The sequence below is a fragment of the Deinococcus detaillensis genome, assembly GCF_007280555.1.
GTDB classification, from domain to species: domain Bacteria; phylum Deinococcota; class Deinococci; order Deinococcales; family Deinococcaceae; genus Deinococcus; species Deinococcus detaillensis.
In genome coordinates this window covers 23003-42908 of record NZ_VKDB01000012.1, presented here as the reverse complement: position 1 = coordinate 42908, position 19906 = coordinate 23003, and the positions used below count along the sequence as shown (strand labels likewise).

Here is a 19906-nt window from a genome sequence, read left to right as displayed (position 1 = left end):
AAAAATCTCTTTCCGGCTGCTGGCTTATTGATCGGTTGTTCAGAAGCTGCTGTTGTAAGCGACGCCCACCACCGGCACATTGAAGCTGGTCAGAACCTTGTCGCCGGAAGTCAGGGTCACCAGGCTGTCGGCGTTGACTGCCACGCTGAGGTCGCTGCGGGCCACCGAGACGGCCAGCACCGCGTAATTGCCGTCTTGCGAAACGCCAGTCAGGGCGATGCTGGTGCCTTCGGGCAAACCGCTGGCACTCAGGGCAAGGTCGCTGGGAATGGTGCCGCCGAGTTCAGAAACCGGCACTGTCAGGGTCATCCAATCGGACTCGGTGTACAGCGGGCTGTAGGAAGCGCCGCTGATGGGGGCGGGCATGGTCGAAGCAAAAGCGGTACTGGCGGGCACGAAGCTCAGGGCGGCGGTCAGGGTCAGGACGCTCAAAATGGACTTAGGCATGGTGGTTCTCCTTTGAAGGGATGATTGAGGGTAAGGGGTTTGTTCGGCTGGCTTGCGTTGGGCGGCTTTACTCCGTCCTTGAACAAAGAATGCGACGCTGCGTTGCAGGCTGAGCGCAGAACAAATGGAGATTGTGTGCAGCCCCAGTTGCTGTGCTGAAACGCCCCAAACCCGCTTCCTGACGCGCTCCTGACTGCAAACACAGCCCAGCGCCTTCACCATTTCTGCGAAAAATAAAAGGCGTCTCAAGGCCGCTTCCCGCGCCGCTGTGCGTGCGCTATACTTCGGGCCGCTTGTGGGCCGGGATGGCGGAATCGGTAGACGCACTCGACTTAAAATCGAACGCTTCACGGCATACGGGTTCAAGTCCCGTTCTCGGCACCAAGCAGGAAGCCTAAACCTCGTCTCGTGGCGGGGTTTTTCGTTTGGTGTCCGGCGGGCCTCGCTCCGTTTTTGAAGCGGCGCGAAGTGGCCAGCAGAGCAGCGCGGATCAAATGTGGGGCCTGCGGAGACGGTGCGACAAAGCCAGGCAAAAAAATGAGGCCTGCTCTCGTAAAAGGGTGATCGTGGAGCATTCCAAAGCGCGGGGCTTCATGCTGGACGATTTGACGATGACATGTTGTCCTCAGGCCGCATATTGGGGGCCCCTGACTCGGTGAAGGGGCCTGTAACAAAAGAAGAAGTTTGGCAAAACAGGTTTGCGCTAAAACAAAGTGCATGTCCCCGCTCCACCCCATCCTCGCCGATCTCCTGCTGCTGGCTCTGGCTGCGCTGCTCCTGCGGAGTGGAGCACGCCAACTGCATTACCGAGACGCTCCTTACCTGTTCCGGAGGCGTCGACTGCTGTGGGGAGCACTGAGTTTGCTCTTTCACGGAGTGGCCCTCATCGGTGTCATGGCCCTGCTGATCGAGCTCTACTCGCCGGTCTGGTGGCTGGCGATTCTGATAGGCAGTGTTCCGGTTCTGCTGATTTTCGTTTACGCCCTTCGGGTCATAAGCAATCCGAGGCGAATGGCCATGCTCAACAAACGCCACTGGAAGGGGCCTGAGCTCGTTCCCTGAGGTTTAACTTTCTGGCCCGTATACCGCTCCGCTGAAATACAGGCCGTGCGCCGGAACATTGGCGGCGGCCCGTGAACGCTGGCGCGAGGCCAGCACCGCCTGCACCTGCTCGGCGCTGAGTTGGCCTGCACCGACTTTGAGCAGCGTGCCGACGAGGCCGCGCACCATATGGCGCAAAAAGCTCTCGCCCGCCACTTCAAATTCAAGCAGCTCGCCCCGCTGGATCATGTCCAAGCGGCGCAGCTCCCGCACAGTCTGGCGCTCTTCTTGGGTGGCAAACGCAGCAAAGTCGTGCTGACCAATCAGCAGCGCGGCGGCCCGGCGCACGGCGGCCAAATCGAGCTCCGCCGGATGGTGCAGCGCCCGGCCTTCCCAGAGTGGGCGGCGCTGCGGCGTGTTGAGCACACGGTAGACATACCGGCGCTCGGTGCAGGTAAAGCGGGCGTGGAAGTGAGGCGGTGCGGGCGATATCTCGGTCACGGCCAAGTCGGCGGGCAGGTGAGCATTCAGGGCGCGGGCGAGCTGGGCGGGTTTAGGCTTTAAGCTCCCCAGCCGCAGATCAAGGTGGGCCGTCATCGCCTCGGCGTGAACGCCCGCGTCGGTGCGGCCCGCTGCCACCGGGCGAAAAGCGTCCTCGGGAGCGCCCAGCAGCGGCCCGAACGCTTGCCACAGTGTATCTTGCACGCTGCGGGCGCTGGGCTGCGATTGCCAGCCGACAAAGCCCGCGCCGTGCCAGCTCAGCGTCACTCGCCAGCGCTCAAAGTCCTGCGGTGGGCGGTGCCTTCTCCGGTCATTGGTCTCAGCCTGCATCACATTCACCAAACACCCGCCGATTTTAGCGACAATACGGGTCTGTGTTGGGAGAAACCGTGTCGAGACCGCGCAAAAAAAGTCACCCCGTATGGGGTTTGGTGTGTGCCAGCTTGCTGTTGTGTTGGAACGCACAAGCAGCGGGTACCTATACCGTCCAGGCAGGCGACAACCTGACCCTAATCGCCAAGCGCACCGGCCTCAGCGTGGGGCAACTGCGGGCGGCCAATCCGCAAATCCGTGATCTCAATGCGGTGCAGGCCGGAAAAAGCATTCGCCTGCCTGACGCCCACAAAGTGGCCACCAGCCACCGCGTCAGGAGCGGTGAAACGCTGAGCAGCGTCGCCGCCCGCTACCGGCTCAGCTTGTCTCAGTTGGTGCGGGCCAACGCTGGCCTGAGCGCCGGTAGGCCGCTCCTGGCCGGAAAAGTGCTGTACATTCCGGCCCGCCGGGTGGTTGTCGCGGCAGCCAAAGCCAGAGGCCCAAGTCCCCAGGCCGTCATCAAAACCGCCAGCTTGCGTCCGCTGGCTCCTGCTTCCGGTTCCCGCAGTTGGAACTGGCCGGTGCAAGGCTGGGTCAGCAGCGGCTACGGCGAGCGCAACATCGACGGCGACCAGGAAATGCACTACGGTGTGGACATCGTGGTTCCCGAAGGCACATTGGTGCGGGCTGCCCGGGGAGGCCGGGTGACCGAGTCGCGGGCCGACTTCGCCCGTGGCTGGGGCTGGACGATCATCGTGGATCACGGTGACGGTTGGAAAACCCGTTACGCCCACCTCAGCCGTAATCTGGCCCGCGTGGGCGACAGCGTGGTGCGCGGCCAGGTCATCGGGCGCAGCGGCGACACTGGGCGCTCCACCGGGCCGCACCTGCATTTCGGCACCTATTTGTGGGACGTGCCCAAAAACCCGCTGAGCTTGCTGTAGGAAGGCAAGAAGCCGATTGAGCAGGGAGTGAATGCAGGTTTTATCGTTCGCCACTCCCGCACCGCCGCATCACGCCTTGCTGGATTGACAGCTCCGAGTGGTCAATCTCCGCTTCAACCGTGCCGTTTGATGCTGCATGCACCTGAGCGCGGGCGTAAACTGACGGACATGAACAGTTCGTTCCTTGCCCCCGCCTTTGAGGTCACCGACCTCGGCTTGGTTGATTACCAAGCGGCGTGGGACATTCAAAAGCAGCACCATGCGCGGGTGGCTTCCGGTGGGCGGCCCACCTTGCTGCTGGCCGAGCACCCCGCCGTGCTGACGCTGGGCCGCAAAGCCCAGGCCGGTGAAAACATCGTCGTGACCCGTGAGTATCTGGCGGCGCAGGACATCGGCGTTCACGAGATCGAGCGCGGCGGCGACGTGACCTATCACGGGCCGGGCCAACTGGTGATCTACGCCATTTTTCCAGTGGGCCGTAAAGTCCGCGATTTTTTGCGGCTCTTGGAAGAGGCGACTTTGCTGGCTCTGGCGGCGCTGAACCTGCACGATACCCGCCCCAATCCGGGTTACGCGGGCATCTACGTGCCTGACCGCGAAGTCAACGGCCTGATGCGCCACCAAAAAATCGCCAGCATCGGCGTGGCGATCAAGCGGCACGTGGCGCTGCACGGCGTGGGCCTGAATATCAGCACCAACCTGGATCACTTCGACTTGATCGTGCCGTGCGGGTTGACCGACACCCAGATGACCAGCTTAGAACGCGAGTATCAGTTGCGCGAGATGGGTCAAGCCCCCAGTATGAGCGCCGTCAAACAAGCGGTCGCTGAGGCGTTTGCTCAAACGTTCAAAGACTATGATTGGACGCTGCCCGTATTGCCGTTTCAGAGCATTCAAACCCAAACAATTCCAAGCGTTGGAGGCCCCGCATGACCCGAGAAAACAAGGCTCAAGAACCCAAGTTCATCAAAAACGGCATCTACCGCAAAGACAGCACCCCTGTGCGCGATCAGAAACCAGCGTGGCTCAAAGTCCGCATTCCGACCGGCGAAACCTTCAAAGAAGTGCGCTCTATCGTCAAGGAACACCGCTTGCACACCGTCTGCGAGGAGGCCATGTGCCCCAATATCGGTGAGTGCTGGAGCCGGGGCACGGCCACCTTCATGCTGATGGGCCATATCTGCACGCGGGGCTGCCGCTTTTGCGCCGTTGACACCGGCAATCCGATGGGCAAACTTGACCTCGACGAACCGGCGGGCGTGGCCGACAGCGTGCGGCTGATGGGCCTCAAGTACGTGGTACTGACCTCGGTTGACCGCGACGATTTGCCTGACGGCGGCGCGTACCATTTTGCCAAAACTGTGACGGCCATCAAAAAAGTCAACCCCGGAACCCGCGTGGAATCGCTGACACCCGACTTCAGCGGCAACACTGCCTGTGTGGACTTGGTGCTGGACAGCGGCGTGGACGTGTATGCCCAGAACATCGAAACGGTGCGCCGCCTGACCCACCCGGTCCGCGACATTCGCGCCAGCTACGACCAGACCCTGAAAGTGCTCAAGCACGCCAAGGCCAGCCGACCCGACGTGATCACCAAAACCAGCGTGATGCTGGGCCTCGGTGAAACCCGTGAAGAAGTGATCGAAACCATGCGCGATCTGCGGGCCGCCGACGTGGACGTGGTGACGTTCGGCCAGTACCTGCGCCCCACCATGCATCATCTGGTGGTTGAGCGCTACGTGACGCCCGAGGAGTTCGACGAATTCCGCGAGATCGGCCTGTCGCTGGGCTTTCTGGAAGTGGTGTCGGGGCCACTGGTCCGCAGCAGCTACAAAGCCGAGCAGATCGTGATGAACCGCCCCCGCGCCATGCCCGCGCACCTGAGCCACCTCAACGCCGAAGACGGATTGAGCCTGCTGTAAGACTTCGTTCCCACTGCCTCAGCGTCGAGCGTGGATTTGCTCAAACGTGCTGGGGCTTTTTCGTTGTTGCCAGGCCGCCATAATCCTGGCCGCGTTATCCTCCGGCGCTCCCAGCGAATCCACTTCAAAGTCGTAACCGCTGAAAGTATGTACCCGCTCATAATCTTCGCGGGCGTCACCGATGCGGCGGTCTCCCCGTGCCCGTTCGCGGCGCTCCAGCTCCGGCAAGGGGCAATGCACGCCCACAAAAAATACGTCGAAAGGGGCAAGCAGCCGCGCCAGATCGTCCAACGTGTCTTTTGTTTCCAGCACGTAGTCGGCGATCAGGTGGTTGCCCGCAGCAGCGAAGGCGGCCAGCGAGCGGTGGTAGCCGTCAAAGAGTTTGGGACGCTGCCGCGACCACTCGAAAGCCTCCACGCCGGGCCACTTTGCGATGACGCCCTCGCCAAACAGCAGCAAATCGAGCGCGAAATATAAAAACGGCTGCGGCAATTGGGCTTGCAGGTGTCGGCAGAGTGTGGACTTTCCAGCACTGGACGCTCCGTTGAGCAAGATGATTTGGGCGGGTTGCTGAGCCATTGGTGTTCAGTATGCTGCCCTCACAGCCAGCCGAGGCGCGGCGTGAAAGCGGGGCGCGGTGCGGGCGCGGCGTTCTGGCCGAGGCCACTGAGTTCGTGCAGCAGCCAGGTGTCCACCTTCGGCAGGCCCAGCGCCAGCGGCAGGCAGAAGTTTCTCGCGGCCTGCGCCGCCGCCGAGGTGGTGGCGAGCAGGCGAGTTTGCAGTTCGGTCAGCCTGACGGTGTGCTGGCCGCGTGCCCAACGCTGACGGCTTGAGCGCTCCTCGGTGCGGGTGATCAGGCTGTGGGCCGCGCTCAGACCGTCCTCGATCCCGTGATTCATGCCGCGTGAGCCGACGGGTGACTGCGCGTGGGCGGCGTCGCCGATCAGCATGACCGGGCCGCTGGAACGCTGGGCCGCCACGCGGTGCTGCACTTCAAAGGTGGACTGGCCCAATACCTCCAGCACCCGCGTGCCCTCTGGCAACTCGCTGAGGAGTTCAGGCGAGGTCGCCAGGATGTGATGCAGGCCGTTGCCGTAGCAAAAGGCCAGCAGCGCTCCGCCGCGCCGCGTGAAGACCTGGGCCTCCTCATGGCCGTACGCCCAGTCCAGGCGCACATCGGCCAGCGCCCACTGGCCCGGCAACGTGTGGCCGACAAAGGGAATGCCCAGCGTCTGCCGAACGAAGCTGCGAACGCCGTCGGCAGCGATCAGGTGGGGAGCGGTGAAGATTTCTGCGCCCGCCGCGCCTCCGATAATCCCGCTGGCCTGCCCGCCGGCGACTTCAAGCTGGGTCAGGGTGCGCCCGCGCTCCACCTGCACGCCGTACCCGTTCAGGGCCTGTTCCATCAAGCGCTCGGTTTCGCTCTGGTGCAGCGTCAGCAAGAAGTTGTGCTTGACCGGCAACTTGCGGTAATCCAGTTTGAGGCGGCGTTCACCCAGATGCACGTTGAGCGCGCCGACCCGCTGCCCCGCCGCCACCAGCTCGGCGCTGACCCCAAACGAATCGAGCAGCCCCAGCGTCCGGCTGTTGATGCCGATGGCGCGGGAATGGGCGCTGCGCTGAGCGTGGTGGTCGATGATCCGTACGTCCCGCCCAGCGCGGGCCAGGCCGAGCGCGGCGGCGAGTCCAGCCGGGCCAGCGCCGACAACCAGAATGGGAGCAGAGGGCAAAACGGACATAGAACCTCCCGTTCACGGCAGTAGAGAAGCTGTGAAGCGTGGGTGTTGGAAACGTGAGGGGGCGGAGAAGTTCGGCGCGGGGGTCTGTCTGTCCGCGAGGTCTGAAAGGTTATATGCACGCTCGGTCAGTCCAGATGTCACCTGAGCTTGGGTAAATCCCTACGGAGCTCACCATTTGGGCGGCCCACCATTCAGAAAGGACGGAACTGGGAGAAACACTCAATCTGGCGGCGTTTGGCAGCGTGGCGGTCGAGCCAGCCACTGAAGAGGAGCGCCGCTTCATATGCCTGCGCTAAGCTGCCCAGACTGAGTTTGGTAAGGAGAAAGCGCGTGGCAAACAACCGTTGGCGACTGAAGTTGAGCACTGGGGCAATGTTGGCTGGCGTGCTGGGCGCGTCTTTGAGTTTGGCCGTCAGCGGGCCAATCCAGCAATCCGCAGTCCGGCAAACCCCAGTCCGGCAAGCCGCAGTCCAGCGGCCCGCCACCAAGCATCCGCCGCTCGGGCGTGCACGGCCCACCCCGCTGCTGAGCCGTGCCAGGGCTCCTTTCGTGATCGAGCTCCGGCTTAGGGGCAAGGCGCTGACCGCTACCCAGCAAGCCACCTTGCAGGCCGCTGCCAACCGGGTGGCCGGACTCATCACCTCCAATTACCAGCCGGTCATGCTCGACCTGCCCGCCAACGATTGCGACAAAGGTTTTCCCACCATAAAGGAGCGGCTGAACCACTTCGTCGCCTACATCACGGTCAAGGATTTGGGCGACGACGTGTACGGTGACTCCGCGCCTTGCTCGCTGCACGACAAGACCTATTTACCGATCTACGGTGCGGTGGATCTCAATTCACGCGGCCTGAGCGACCTCGCCGAGCCGGAACTGCGCGACACCATCATCCACGAGCTGCTGCACGCCCTCGGCGTCGGCACCCTCTGGACGGTGGATGAGCGGGTGTCACTGAGCGGCGAGAGCGACAACAAAAACTTGATTGCTAAGCGCAGCGGCAAGTGGTATTACACCGCTCCACGCGCCTTGGCCGCTTATCAAGCGCTCGGCGGCAAGGGCAAGGGCATCTTGCTCGACCCCGATCAGGGCCACTGGGCGGGCGAAGTGGTGTGCTCCGAAATTCTGTCGGGCAGCGCGGGCGACGTGACCGACCGGGTCAACCCCATTAGCGCCCTCACGCTGGGAGCGCTGGCTGATCTGGGCTACAGCGTCAATCCCAAGCTGGCCGACAAATACGCCCTGCCCAAGGGCCGCTGCCCACTGAATTGACGCTCAGTAGTGTGGGAGCTGGCAGAAATTTTTAGCCGAAGATATCCGCTTGACAAAAATAATTTTTACCATCAGAATGTTTTTACAGTCTTCATTTTTACTTTTCAGCTCTTCATAACCGCGAGGAAGCCGCTTCAGTCGGCTTTGTCCGGTTTCGCCTTTCTTGTATCGGCAACATTCAGGAGGCCCCACTTGACGCAAGCGCTGGTTTCCCGTTCATTCGTTTCTGGCGGTGCACTGGGCCGCATTCGGCTTCAGGCCGACAACCTTTCGCCCAGCTTGCGGCGGGTGGCCGACCACGTCCTGCAAGACGCCGAGAACGTGGTGCATCAGACCATCACCGAGCTGGCGACCAATGTGGGGGTGGGCGAGGCGACCATCACCCGGCTGTGCCGCAAACTGGACTTTGCCGGATTTCACGCTTTCAAAATCGCGCTGGCCGCCGACGTGCTGGGCCGTGAGAGCAAGGCCATGCCGCAGGAAGGCGGCCCCAGGGGACAGGCCACCGCCCTGGCCCGGCAGACTGCCCAGACCCTCGACGACACCGCCCAACTGCTTGACCCTGCCGTGCTGGAGCAGGTGGCCGAGCGCCTCGCCCGCGCTCCCAGAGTCGATCTCACCGGACAGGGCAACAGCGGCCTGCTGGCGATTTACTTCGCTCACCGCTTAATGCGAATCGGCGTCACGGCGGTGGTCCACACCGATCCTCACCTGGCAGCGGTGGCCATCAGCAGCCTTCCCAGGGGCGGCGTGGTTATCGGCCTGAGCAGTTCCGGCAGCACCATCGACACCGTGCAGCACCTGAGGCTGGCGCAGTCGCAGGGTCATTTCACGCTGGCGATCACCCACCGCGCCCGAAGTCCGGTTACGCGCTACGCCAGCGCGGTGCTGTTTACCTCCACCCAGGAAGACCCGCTCAGCGACAGCGTGCTGGGCACCCTGACCTCGCAGGCGCTGGTGCTGGAAATGCTTTACCGCTCCCTCTTAGACCGCCGCCCCGAAGCCCACGCCATGCTGCGCGTGACCGCCGAATCGGTGGTGGAAAAAAAGTACTGAACTGACGCCTCACCTTTCCCCGTTTTTTTCCGGCCCCATTCGGGCCAGTTCATAAGGAGACACCATGAAGACCAAGACCAAGACCGCTGCCCGCTTGCTGACCCTCGGCCTGAGCCTCGCCCTCGGCACCGCCGCTGCCCAATCGCCTGTCGAAGTGCAGTTCTGGACCTGGTATCTCAGCCCCAAATTCGACGGCTACATCAAAGACACCATCACCGCCTTCGAAAAAGCCAACCCCAACATCACGGTCAAGTGGTTTGACAAGCAGGACACCATGGTGCAGGACTTTATTTCCAGCGTGAACATGGGCAGCGCCCCCGACGTGGTCAACCTCAACATCGACGAAACCTCCAAGGCCGCCCAAAACAGCTTCCTCAAGCCGGTGGACACCCTGACGCCGATGAGTACCCTCAAGTCGGTGTATTACCCGCAGACGCTGGCCAACTTCACCATCGGCGGCAAAGTCTACGGCTACCCCTGGTACGGCTCGCTCAACGAAGGCGTGCTGCTCTACAATCCCGATTTGATGACCAAAGCGGGCGTCAAAGCGCCGCGCAACATGACTGAGCTGCTCAGCATGGTCAAGACCATCAAAGACAAAACCGGCGCTTACGCCTGGGTTCCGGCACTCAAAGATCCGGGCGGCGCGTCGTTCCTGGGCTACTTTTTCTCGGACGGCCTGCCGATTTACGACGCCAGCGGCAAAGCGGCGTTCAACAGCGCGGCGCACGTGGCTCTGCTGCAAAAATACGTCGATCTGTTCAAGGGCGGTTATTTCCCCGAAGACGGGCTGCGTAAAGAAGCCTTCCAACTCGCCACCGAGCTGTACGCCCAAAACAAAGTCGCCATGATCGTGGGCGGGCCGCAGGCGCTCAACCGCATCAAAGACACCAACCCCAGCTTGTACGCCAAAACAGTCGTGACCACTGCGCCGCTGGGCAAGGCCCAGGTGCAGACCGGCACCAGCATGGGCCTGGTGATTCCCAACGCCAGCAAACATCCCGCCGAGGCCGCCAAACTCGCCGCCTTCTTTACCAACAACGCCAACCAGATCGCCTTTGCCAAGATCGTGCCGATTGTGCCGACCACCGCCGCCGCCAAAAATGACGCTTACTTCAAGAAGGTCAGCACCGATCCGATTGCCAAGGCGACCAGCCTGGTCGGCGCGTCGGGCCAGTACATCAACCCCGGCTTCAAGGCTCCTGGCAACAGCGACGACCTCTACAAGAACTTCAGTGACAACATCGAAGCGGCCCTGCTCGGCAAGAAAACGCCCAAAGCGGCTCTGGACGACTCGGTAACGTACTGGAACGCCAACATGAAGAAATAAGCTCTGCCGACTTGGTGAAAAGCCCACCGCCTCCCCTAGGTCAGGTGGGCTTTCTCGGCAATTGAAATGAGGTGGTTTGATGACCGTATCCCGACGCCATAAAGCGCCCACCAAATCCAAATACTCACTGCGCGACACCTTGATGTCTTACGCCTTTCTGGCTCCGGCCCTGATTTTGCTGGCGCTGTTTACCTTTTACCCGCTGGCTTACGGCAGTTATCTCGGCTTCACCGAATACGGCGGGGCACGCTTCGGACAGGGCCTGCCGCCCAAGTGGATCGGCCTGGACAACTTCCGCACCTTGATTGCCGACCCTCTGTTTCTCAAGTCGATGGTCAACAGCGTCAAATACCTGATTATCGTTCCGGTGCTGCAACTCGCCTCGCTCGCGGTGGCGGTGCTGGTCAATAAAAACCTGCCCGGCATGGCTTTTTTCCGGGCGGCTTACTACGTGCCGGTGGTTACAAGCATTTCGCTGGCCGCCGTGATGTGGGACTGGATTTACAACAAAGACGGCACCCTCAACTGGATTTTGACCAACGCCCATCTGATTGCCAAAGACAGCACCTTCGGCTGGCTCAACAACGAGCTGACCGCCTTCTGGGCCGTGATGCTGGTCACCTTTTGGCGCGGCTTCGGCTACTACATGGTGCTGTATCTGGCGGGTCTGCAAGGCATTCCTGAAGAACTGGAAGAAGCTGCCGTGCTGGACGGCGCGGGCGCTTGGAAGCGTTTTTGGAGCATCACAGTACCGCTGATGAAGCCCACCATCTTGTTGTGCAGCTTGCTCTCGACCATTGCTGCCCTGCGGGTGCTGGAAGAAGTGCTGGTGTTGACCAACGGCGGGCCGCTCAACAGCACTTACACGGCGCTGATGTACGTCTACTCCAAAGCGTTTCAGGGCTTTAACTTCGATTACGGCCTAGCCAGTGCGGCGGGTCTGGTGGTGGCGGCGGTGGCCTTGCTGCTCTCGGTTATCAATTTCCGGGTCTTCCGCGACGACACAGGAGGCGGCAAATGAGTCTCGTCCAGCAGGGCGCTCCCGCACGCGCCACGTTTTCCCCCCGCAAAAACCGCAAGTGGGGCCGCTTGGTGGTGCGCTACGCCGTCTTGATCGCCGTTCTCTTGTTCGCGGTGTTTCCTTTTTTGTGGACGCTAGCGATTGCCGTTACCGACAAGCACGGTGGCGGCAGCATCTATGATTTTCCGGCCAGCCTCTTTCCCAGAGCGGTGACCTTGCGCAACTTCGTGGAAGTCTATAACCAGTTCAGCCTCGGTAAATACATCTGGAACAGCGTCTCGATTACTGGCCTGACCGTGATCGGCACTTTGCTGGTCTCGGCGTTGGCGGCTTATCCGTTGGCCCGCTTCAAGTTTCCGGGCCGCGACATTATTTTCGCGGTGATTATCGCCACGCTGGTGCTGCCCGGCGAAACGACCTTCATCGTCAATATCCTGACCCTCAACAGGTTGGGGCTGCTGGGCACCCACTTGGGCGTGGTGCTTCCCACCATTGCCGGAGCCTTCGGCATTTTCCTGATGCGTCAGGCCTTTTTGGGCATTCCGCAGGCGCTGATCGAGGCCGCCCGCATTGACGGAGCCAAAGAGCTGACCATCCTGACCCGCATCATGTTGCCGCTGACCAAGCCTTCGCTGGCGGCGCTGGGCATTTTTACCTTGGTGGGCGCGTGGAACGCCTACTTCTGGCCGATGCTGGTGCTGTCTTCAGCCCCCGACAAAGCGCCGCTGAGCGTGGCGGTGCTGCGGCTCAAGGGGCAATTCAACTACGACCCGTTCAACATCGCCGCCGGTTCGCTGATTATGATGGTGCCGGTGCTGCTGGTCTTTTTGGCGGCCCAGAAGCTGTTTATGCGCGGGATGGAAGGCGCGGTCAAGTAGGGGGAGGAGCCAACTCTTCCAACAAATGATGAATCACCTTTCACAAGCCCCTCGCAAGGAGAACCCCCACTGTGCCCCACTTCTCGGCCCGTACCCTCATCACCGATTTGCCCGGCCCCGATCTCACCCCTGAGCAGGGCCGCTTTCTTGAGCGCTCCGGCTTCGGCGGCGTGTGCTTGTTTGCCCGCAACTTTTCGTCGCTCCAGCGCACCGCGAGGCTCGTCGCCGATATTCGTCAGGCGCTGGGCCACGACGCGCTGATCGCCACCGACCAGGAAGGCGGAGCAGTGCTGCGGCGCTTGGACGTGCCAATGCCGCCGACGCCGCAAGCCTTGGGCGTTATCGGCAGCGAGGCGGCGGCGTTTGAAGCGGGGGCCGTCGCTGCACGCGGCCTGCTCGAACTCGGCATCAACTGGAACTTTGCGCCGAGCTTAGACGTCAACATCAACCCGCTTAATCCGGTGATCGGCGAGCGGGCGTTCGGCGCTGATCCGAGCGAGGTGGCCCGCTTGGGCGTGGCGTGGGCACTGGGCAGCGAAAGCGCGGGGGTGATGAGCGCCGTCAAACACTTTCCTGGTCACGGCGATACCGCTGTGGACAGCCATTTGGGTCTGCCAATCGTCGACAAGTCTCGCTCTGAGTTGGAGCAGACCGAGTGGCTGCCCTTCAAGGCGGCGGTGGCGGCGGGCGTGGGCAGCATCATGACCGCCCACATTGTCTATCCGGCACTCGACGCTCTGGAGCCTGCCACCCTGTCGCGCCCAGTGCTGACCGGTTTACTGCGGGAAGAATGGGGCTACGGCGGCGTGATCGTCACTGACGCCAGCGATATGCAGGCGATCACCGACCACCATCCGCACGGGCAGGCGGCTCCTTTGGCCCTGGTCGCCGGAGCGGACGCGGTGCTCAACTGCGGTCACGGCGACCTTGCCACCCACACCGAACACGCGCAGGCGATAGAGCGGGCACTTGAACGCGGCGAACTTTCACAGGAGCGGGTGGCGCAGGCGGTGTCCAGACTTTCGGTGGCGGCCCTCCGTTTTCCCGGCCAGCCCCGCCCTTACACAGCTGAGCAGCGCCGCACCGACGAAAGCAGCGTGGCGAATTGGGCGCGGCAAGCGCTGGAGTGGGTCGGCACGCCGCCGCGCCTCGATCCCAGTCAGCCGGTGCTGCTGTTGGTGCCGAGTGCGGCAGAAGTGGGCGGCCCTTACGGCGACTCGCTGAGCGGTGAAGCGCTGGCGGGGTCGTTGCGAACGGTCTTTCCGCACCTGTGGGTCGCTCTCCTCGATGAAGACTCGCATTTTGCCCTCAGCTTACTTTCCCGCTTTCCGAACGCTCCGGTGCTGCTGGCGACGACGGGGCGCTGGACCTTGCCAAACGTGCTGAGGCAACTGGCTGCAGAACTGCAAAACCGCCCCGCTCTCCATCTGGCCCTCTGGAACCCCGAACATGTGGCGGCGCTGGGGTTGCCTGCCGTCATCACCCACGGGTTCAGGCCCGCCAACTTGCAAGCGTTGGCGGCGGCGTTGGTGGGCGGCTGAGGTTGTTGAAGCTTAGCGGGTCTGAATGTTGCGAACGGCGTCGCCGCCGCTGATCGTCACGGTGGCCTCGCCGCTGCTGATGACATTGTCGACGGTCAAAGTGGCCTTCAGCGTGTAAGTCCCGGCCACCAGATTTTTGATCCGGTAAGTCACACTCTGAATAGGCGGCGCGTCCTTGCCGGTCGTGGTCGCGGTGCCTGCCAGCGCGTCGCCGAGGAAGGCGTCTACCCGGAGGCTGTAGGGCACGAAGGGCACTGGGACGATTCCGCCGCCGTAGGCAGACGCCGCTTGAACAGCAGCGCCTACATTGAGCAGTCGGCCACCGGTTACCGTTTCGGCGGTCGCGGTCAGGATGCCCCTGATCTGTTTGACCTTCAGATCGGGCCGCAGGGCGCGGAGCAGCGCCGCCGCGCCGCTGACTTGCGGGGCCGCTTCGCTGGTGCCCGCCCGCAGGGTGTAGCGGCCCTGAGCGGTGGTGGCCAGCGTCAAGATGTCGTACTCACTGCTCTGGTAGCAGTTGGGCGTGCCGCTGCCCGCGTTGCCGCCGGGAGCCACCAGGTCGAGCCCCTTCTGACCTGCGGCGGGCCGGGCGCTGTAACACGCCAGAGCGTCGGTTTTGGCGAGTGCTCCGATGGCCATCACGTTGGGGTCGCTGGCGGGGTAGTACAGACCCTGATTGGGCGTATTGCCCGCGGCGGCAATGAGCAGCACGTCGGCAGCAGCAGCGTCAGCAACCGCTTTGGAAAGGGCCGGATCAGTGCTGGCTCCCACCAGACCGAGGCTCATGTTGATGACTTTGGCTCCCTGCGCGACAGCGTACTTAACCCCGGCGGTCAGGCTGGCTGTCGTTGCACCTGAGTTCGCGCCGCTGGCTCCAAAGACCTTGACTGGCAAGATGGTTTTGCCGCTCCAGGTCAGGGCCGCGATGCCTTTGCCGTTGTTGGTGGCCGCTCCAATCAGGCCCGCGCTGGAAGTGCCGTGCCCGGCTTCGCTGCCCTGCGTAAGGTCGCTGGGGTCGCTGTCTTCGCCGCTGCAATTGGTGTTGCCCTGCGCGTCGGTCACAAGTGACGAGCAAAAGTCGCGGCCCGGCAGCAAGCGGCCCGCCAAGTCTTCGTGAGCGGTGTCTACACCGGTATCCAGCACCGCTGTGAGTGCGCCGACGGGCGTTTTGCCGAGGGCTTCGAGCTTGTCCCAGCCGCCCTGGGCGTTGATGCGGGTCAGGTAATCCTGGTCATACAGTGCGCCACCAACGCTGATACCCGCGTTGATCGGATAGCCGGGGTCGTTGGGTGCGCTCAGCGCTTGGTAGCGGTAATTGGGCTGCGCCGCGAGGCCGCTGGCCGCCAGCGTGGCAGCAAATTCAGCGTCCGTTTGTCCGGCGGGCGTGTAGGCAACTGTCAAGCCTGCGCTCGGCAAGCTCTGGGTACGCACACCCGACAACGCCGAAAGCGCGGCTGGACTCAGGCTTTGGGCGCTGAGATTTTGGGCAGTCAGCAGCACTTGGCCGCCGACGTGCGGCGCACTCCAGTTCATCCCTTGAACGCTGAGCGGCGTGACGCCACCAGCTCCCGGCGCAAACACCTTGCCGCTGAGGGTATACACGCTGTCGACGGGCGGCGAGGGCGGCGTGCAAGCACTCAGGAGAACCAAGCCACAGCCCAGCAGGGCAAAAGCGCGGGGAAGCTGTTTCATGTCGTCATTTTGCCGGATTGAAACTGATCTTGCTTGAGGGCTGAAGTCGAGTTCGTCTCAGCCGACTTGCCGCTGCACTTCAAAGGCCGCCGCGCCCGCTGCCACTGCCAAATTCAGGCTGCGGCCCCCACCAGGCTGCGGCAATTTGAGTTTGGGGAGGGCGTCGCGCAGCCACACCGGCAAGCCGCGCGATTCCGGCCCGAACAACAAGTAATCGCCCCGCACAAACTGGGCGTCGCTGTAAATGTCAGTGGCGTGGGTGGAAAAAGCCCAGACCCTTGCCGCGCTGCTCAGGGTATTTTGAAAGGCCGTCCAGGAATCGTGCTGGTGCAGCGTCACGCCTTCCAGGTAATCCATCACGGCGCGGGCAAACTCGCGGTCTTGGAGGTGGAAGCCGTAGGGCCTGATCAGGTGCAGCTCGGCCCCCAGCACCGCGCAGGTGCGGGCCACGTTGCCGACATTGCCGGCTTTTTCGGGTGAATACAGCACCACATGGCAAAGTGATACCGGGAGCTGAGGATTTTCAGTCATAGCCGAACCAAAAGGATGGTGGCGCGGGCCTGAATGTGGTCGGGCGCGAGGCCTTCGGAGGTCTTGAAACTCACGCCCACCTCGCTGGAATCGAGCCCCAGCAGCTTGGCGATTCGCTGAGCGATTTCAGTGCGTTTGCTGCCGAGTTTGGGGGTATCCAAGGTAATGACCAAGGCGGCGTTGGCGGGTGCGTAGCCGCGTTCGCGCACCAACTCAAGGCAGCGCCGCAAGATGTCTGCCGAATTCAGGCCCGCCCACTTTGGGTCGGTATCAGGAAAATACTGGCCGATGTCGCCCAGCGCGAGGCCGGAGAGTAGGGCGTCGGAGAGGGTGTGCAGGGCCGCGTCGCCGTCGCTGTGGGCCACTGGGCCGCGCTCAGCGCCAGTAATTTCGACGCCGCCGAGAATCAGAGGCCTTCCAGCAGCGAGGCGGTGGGCGTCTTCTCCGTAGCCGATTCGGTAGGGGAGCGGTTGTGCTGACATAGACAGGAGTTTAGCCGGCCTGACTCTTTAGCCGGAGCCGCCCGCCAACTTCAGCAGTTCCACATACACCTTGGCCGTCGCCGCAGCGTCTTCCAGGGCGTTGTGGGCGGCGTACTCGATGCCGAAATGCTCGGTGAGTTGGCTGAGCGGTGTGCCGATTTGATGCGGCAACGCTCCGGCGTGAATCAGAAACTGGGCGCTGAGTTTGGTGTCCACGTAGCCGCTTCTGAAGACTTTGCGTAAATCTGGCAGCAGCGGGCGCAAGAAGCCCAAATCGAAGTTGAAATTGTGGCCGCCAAGCATCACCCGCCCCACTTCGGCGGCGTATTCACGCACGGCGGCGGCCACCGCTTCGGGCGGCTGGGCGGCGGCGTCGTGGGCCTCCAGATCAATGCCGTTGACCTCCATCGCGCCCGCTTCCACCTCGTAGTGATCGTGCTTGACCAGCAGGTGCAGCGGGCGGCTGATCTGACCGTCCAGGCCAAGTGTCACCAAGCCGATGGTCAGCAGCGGGTGGCGCTTGGGGTCGCGGCCTCCGGTTTCGGTATCCAGAAAAATGATCGGCTGGCGCAGCGGAAAAGGGGTCATGGCGTTTCTTCTCCAAAAGCTGCCCCAGCCAAATAAAGCGCGTGGGCGCTGACGCCTTCGGGCCAGTCGGCAGCGAAGATCAGCGTTTCAAAGCGCTCACGGTCGGCGGCGTAAAGGGCGCGTTGCACGTCTTCCAATCCCGCTTGATCGCCCGCCATCACGGTGAGAAAGTGGCTGGCAGCGTCGCGGGACGCTCTGGCGCGGGCGGCTCCGGCTTCAGTTTTGCGGGCGGCGTCCACTAAGCGGCGCAGGGTGGCCGACTTTCCGCTGGGCTGGGCCTGCAGCCACTCCCAGTGGCGCGGCAACAGGTTGACTTCTTGTACGGCGGCCTGCGGATCGGGGGCGGGCGGGGCGGCTCCAGCCAATATCTGAGCGGCGCTGCCCTGAAAATTAAAATCCACCTGCGCTCCGGTCTGGTCATCAAAAATCAAGATGGGCAAGGCCCGTTCAGAAGAATCCAAGTGCCGCTTGACCTGCTCCAAGACTTCTGGCAGCGGCGCGGTGATCAGGCGCTCCTGTCCGAGAAAGGCGGTGTAGGTCTGCTCACGGACAGCAGTTTCATTCACAGCGGCCTCACTTTGGCATTGACCATCTGGGTGCGGCGGCGCACCAAGGGGTGGGGGTCTTGTTGCAGGAGCCTTAAGACTTCCGGCGGCAGGGTGGGGTGAGCCGCCAGCGAGAGCCGCACGCCGTAATCGGGGTCGGCGGCGAGGCTGGCGAGCACTTCGGCGGGCAAATCGGGGTGCTGGGCCACCGCCGCCCGCAGTTGCCATTCGCCTCTGGCGGCCAGTTGGCGCAGCCGGGTTTCGCTCAGCGCGGCGCGGCCTGCCACCGCCCACTGCGCCTGCGGGTCGCTGTGACGCATGGCCAGTTCTTGAATCCACTCGGGAGCGGCGTCCACGGCGGCGAGGCGGGCCAAGCTGCGGCCCGTCCAGCGCTGAATATGCTGCATTTGGGCCAGCCTGAGAAGTGGCAGCGCTGGGTTGGCAATCACCGCTTCGGGAAAGTCGGCGGCGAGGCTGCCCAGCACTTCGGCGGGCGTGTTGGGATGGCGGGCCGCCGCTTCGCGGACGTGGGGCGGGCCGCTGCGGGCAAGGCGGGTGAGTTCCTTGGCAGTGGCGCTGGGCGCGGGCAGGCCGGTTTGAAGATCGGGCGCGGTCATGGCCTTATTCTGAACGCCCCGCGTTGTCCAGTGTGAGCGGAAGGGACACCAAGTCCAGCCAGCGCCCGAATGTGTACCCGACCCGCAACGGCTTCAGCAGGGCGCGGCCCACTTGGCCGCCGCATGCCGCTCCGCCGACATAGACGCTGTTCGAGTCGCTAGCCAGAGTAAGTTTATGTATGTTCCCCTTGAGCTTTGACACCCCGCCTAAGGGTCAGCTCAGGCGGGGTGTTTATTGGGCGGTGCAAGTTTGCAACGCTCAACTACTCAGCTTGTTTGGAGTACGACCACCTGAGCTGGTGGGATGTTCAACTGTGCCGCTTTCTCGCTGGGTGTCACGAAGTAAAACGCCAGTGCCAGCAGCAAATACACCGCGATCAGCATCACGCCTTCAAACCAGGTCGCCTCGCCGTCTTTGGTGACAGTCGTGACGATCAGCGCCACTGCCACAATCGCCACCAGTTCCAGCGGACTGGAAAACACCAAGTTCATCGGCTTGCCGATCAAATACGAAATAATCACCAGCAGCGGCGCGGTAAACAATGCCACTTGAATGGTCGCGCCTATGGCGATATTGATGGCCAGCCCAATTTTGCCTTGCCGCGCAAAGTAACTGCCCGCGATGTACTCGGCAAAGTTGCCTACCACCGCCAAAACAATAATGCCCAGAAAAAACGGACTGAGGCCCAGCGCGGCGCTGCTGGCGTCCAGCGCACCGGAGAGCATCTCGGATTCCAGCGCGATGATGGCCGTTGCGCCCAGCAGCACTGCCGCCGCTTTCCAAGTCGGCCAGAGCGTGCCTTGATGCTCCTCTTCTTCCAGCGCAAACACGTCTTTGTGCGTCACCAGCGTATAAACCAAGTTCAGGCCGTAGACCAAGATCAGCACCACCGCCACGCCCAAACTCAGATATTCGTCTAAGTTGTTGCGGGCGGCGGCGCTTCCGGCTTCAAAGGCAGGCAGGCGCTCGGTCAGGTCAAACAGGGCGGGTAGCAGCAAGGCCACCACCACCAAAAACAGCATCGAATTGAGCTGCCCAGCGTTCTCGCCGCTGAATTTCTGGCGGCTGCGGCCAAAGCTGCCGATCAAGATGGCCAGCCCCAGCCCCAGCAGCCCGTTGCCGATGATGCTGCCGGTGATTTGCGCTTTCACCACAGCGGTGTTGCCCGCCAGCAGCACGAAAATGGCAATAATCAACTCGGCGAGGTTGCCAAAGGTGACGTTGAGCAGCCCGCCGATGGTCTGTCCCGCGCGGGCGGCGACCTGTTCGGTCGCCTTCCTGAGCCAGTCGGCCAGCGGAATAATCGCTACCGTGGACGCGCCGAACACCCACAGCGGCGGCGCGTGAAAGACGTATTCCAGCAGCAGACTGATCGGGATAAAGGCCAGCAAGAGATTCATAGCGCTGACAATAGGGGATGGACAGGGGCGGCGCAGCAGATTAAAGGGT

The 19906-nt window shown here is 62.6% G+C and carries 21 protein-coding genes and 1 tRNA gene; 11 read left to right on the top strand and 11 right to left on the bottom strand.

Translation table 11 applies throughout. The features are described 5' to 3' along the window. Positions 1-39: 39 nt before the first annotated feature. A complete protein-coding gene (locus FNU79_RS11495) occupies positions 40-447 on the bottom strand; it encodes a hypothetical protein (RefSeq protein WP_143720983.1) in 408 nt (135 codons plus the stop codon). Between the two features lie 299 nt (positions 448-746). Between FNU79_RS11495 and FNU79_RS11490 the strand changes: the two genes are divergently transcribed. Together FNU79_RS11490 and FNU79_RS11485 are read left to right on the top strand one after the other, a co-directional pair. After that, positions 747-831, top strand: a tRNA-Leu gene (locus tag FNU79_RS11490). A 333-nt stretch (positions 832-1164) separates the two neighbouring features. Then, complete coding sequence (locus tag FNU79_RS11485; protein WP_143720982.1) at positions 1165-1509, top strand: hypothetical protein; 345 nt, start codon at positions 1165-1167, stop codon at positions 1507-1509. 3 nt (positions 1510-1512) lie between these two features. Here the strand turns inward: FNU79_RS11485 and truA are convergent, their stop codons facing one another. Next, positions 1513-2319: a tRNA pseudouridine(38-40) synthase TruA gene (gene truA / locus FNU79_RS11480; protein ID WP_143721036.1), complete on the bottom strand. Its 807-nt coding sequence runs from the start codon at positions 2317-2319 to the stop codon at positions 1513-1515. Positions 2320-2378: 59 nt separating this feature from the next. Here truA and FNU79_RS11475 point away from each other — a divergent pair, with 59 nt between their 5' ends. From FNU79_RS11475 to lipA, 3 genes are all read left to right on the top strand, one after another. Further along, complete coding sequence (locus FNU79_RS11475) at positions 2379-3245, top strand: peptidoglycan DD-metalloendopeptidase family protein (protein ID WP_225430030.1); 867 nt, start codon at positions 2379-2381, stop codon at positions 3243-3245. A 168-nt stretch (positions 3246-3413) separates the two neighbouring features. Then, on the top strand, positions 3414-4178 hold the full coding sequence (gene lipB, locus FNU79_RS11470; RefSeq protein WP_143720981.1) for a lipoyl(octanoyl) transferase LipB: 765 nt from the start codon (positions 3414-3416) through the stop codon (positions 4176-4178). Beyond that, entirely contained in the window at positions 4175-5167 is a 993-nt protein-coding gene (gene lipA / locus FNU79_RS11465; protein WP_143720980.1) for a lipoyl synthase, read from the top strand. The genes lipB and lipA overlap by 4 nt, the downstream gene beginning before the upstream one ends. Before the next feature lie 18 nt (positions 5168-5185). Here lipA and FNU79_RS11460 read toward each other — a convergent pair whose 3' ends face one another. Both FNU79_RS11460 and FNU79_RS11455 read right to left on the bottom strand, forming a co-directional pair. Beyond that, positions 5186-5746: a chloramphenicol phosphotransferase CPT family protein gene (locus FNU79_RS11460; protein WP_143720979.1), complete on the bottom strand. Its 561-nt coding sequence runs from the start codon at positions 5744-5746 to the stop codon at positions 5186-5188. Positions 5747-5766: 20 nt separating this feature from the next. Beyond that, positions 5767-6906 (bottom strand): FAD-dependent oxidoreductase, encoded by a 1140-nt coding sequence (locus FNU79_RS11455; RefSeq protein WP_143720978.1) that lies wholly within the window; start codon positions 6904-6906, stop codon positions 5767-5769. Between the two features lie 330 nt (positions 6907-7236). Here FNU79_RS11455 and FNU79_RS11450 point away from each other — a divergent pair, with 330 nt between their 5' ends. The 6 genes from FNU79_RS11450 (at position 7237) to FNU79_RS11425 (ending at position 14001) form a co-directional block, all read left to right on the top strand. Then, the gene (locus tag FNU79_RS11450) at positions 7237-8175 is read left to right on the top strand and encodes a hypothetical protein (protein ID WP_143720977.1); all 939 of its coding nucleotides are present in this window, start codon (positions 7237-7239) and stop codon (positions 8173-8175) included. Between the two features lie 192 nt (positions 8176-8367). After that, the gene (locus FNU79_RS11445) at positions 8368-9231 is read left to right on the top strand and encodes a MurR/RpiR family transcriptional regulator (RefSeq protein WP_143720976.1); all 864 of its coding nucleotides are present in this window, start codon (positions 8368-8370) and stop codon (positions 9229-9231) included. A gap of 64 nt (positions 9232-9295) precedes the next feature. Further along, complete coding sequence (locus FNU79_RS11440; protein ID WP_143720975.1) at positions 9296-10561, top strand: ABC transporter substrate-binding protein; 1266 nt, start codon at positions 9296-9298, stop codon at positions 10559-10561. Positions 10562-10640: 79 nt separating this feature from the next. After that, complete coding sequence (locus FNU79_RS11435) at positions 10641-11582, top strand: carbohydrate ABC transporter permease (RefSeq protein ID WP_143720974.1); 942 nt, start codon at positions 10641-10643, stop codon at positions 11580-11582. Continuing rightward, positions 11579-12460: a carbohydrate ABC transporter permease gene (locus FNU79_RS11430; RefSeq protein ID WP_143720973.1), complete on the top strand. Its 882-nt coding sequence runs from the start codon at positions 11579-11581 to the stop codon at positions 12458-12460. Before FNU79_RS11435 ends, FNU79_RS11430 begins: the two co-directional genes overlap by 4 nt. Positions 12461-12531: 71 nt before the next feature. After that, positions 12532-14001, top strand: a complete 1470-nt coding sequence (locus tag FNU79_RS11425) for a glycoside hydrolase family 3 N-terminal domain-containing protein (protein ID WP_143720972.1) — start codon at positions 12532-12534, stop codon at positions 13999-14001. A 12-nt stretch (positions 14002-14013) separates the two neighbouring features. Here FNU79_RS11425 and FNU79_RS11420 read toward each other — a convergent pair whose 3' ends face one another. The 7 genes from FNU79_RS11420 to cax form a co-directional block, all read right to left on the bottom strand. Beyond that, a complete protein-coding gene (locus tag FNU79_RS11420) occupies positions 14014-15693 on the bottom strand; it encodes a S8 family peptidase (RefSeq protein ID WP_318636144.1) in 1680 nt (559 codons plus the stop codon). Positions 15694-15750: 57 nt separating this feature from the next. Beyond that, positions 15751-16224, bottom strand: coding sequence for a tRNA (cytidine(34)-2'-O)-methyltransferase (locus FNU79_RS11415; protein ID WP_143720971.1), 474 nt, complete (start codon positions 16222-16224; stop codon positions 15751-15753). Then, positions 16221-16706, bottom strand: coding sequence for a 2-C-methyl-D-erythritol 2,4-cyclodiphosphate synthase (gene ispF / locus FNU79_RS11410; protein WP_143720970.1), 486 nt, complete (start codon positions 16704-16706; stop codon positions 16221-16223). Before ispF ends, FNU79_RS11415 begins: the two co-directional genes overlap by 4 nt. A gap of 27 nt (positions 16707-16733) precedes the next feature. Then, complete coding sequence (locus FNU79_RS11405) at positions 16734-17294, bottom strand: 3'-5' exonuclease (protein WP_143720969.1); 561 nt, start codon at positions 17292-17294, stop codon at positions 16734-16736. Continuing rightward, the gene (locus FNU79_RS11400) at positions 17291-17860 is read right to left on the bottom strand and encodes a DUF2239 family protein (RefSeq protein WP_143720968.1); all 570 of its coding nucleotides are present in this window, start codon (positions 17858-17860) and stop codon (positions 17291-17293) included. Before FNU79_RS11400 ends, FNU79_RS11405 begins: the two co-directional genes overlap by 4 nt. Beyond that, positions 17857-18456: a hypothetical protein gene (locus FNU79_RS11395; protein WP_143720967.1), complete on the bottom strand. Its 600-nt coding sequence runs from the start codon at positions 18454-18456 to the stop codon at positions 17857-17859. The genes FNU79_RS11400 and FNU79_RS11395 overlap by 4 nt, the downstream gene beginning before the upstream one ends. 267 nt (positions 18457-18723) lie before the next feature. Next, positions 18724-19857: a calcium/proton exchanger gene (gene cax, locus FNU79_RS11390; RefSeq protein WP_143720966.1), complete on the bottom strand. Its 1134-nt coding sequence runs from the start codon at positions 19855-19857 to the stop codon at positions 18724-18726. Between the last annotated feature and the right edge of the window lie 49 nt (positions 19858-19906).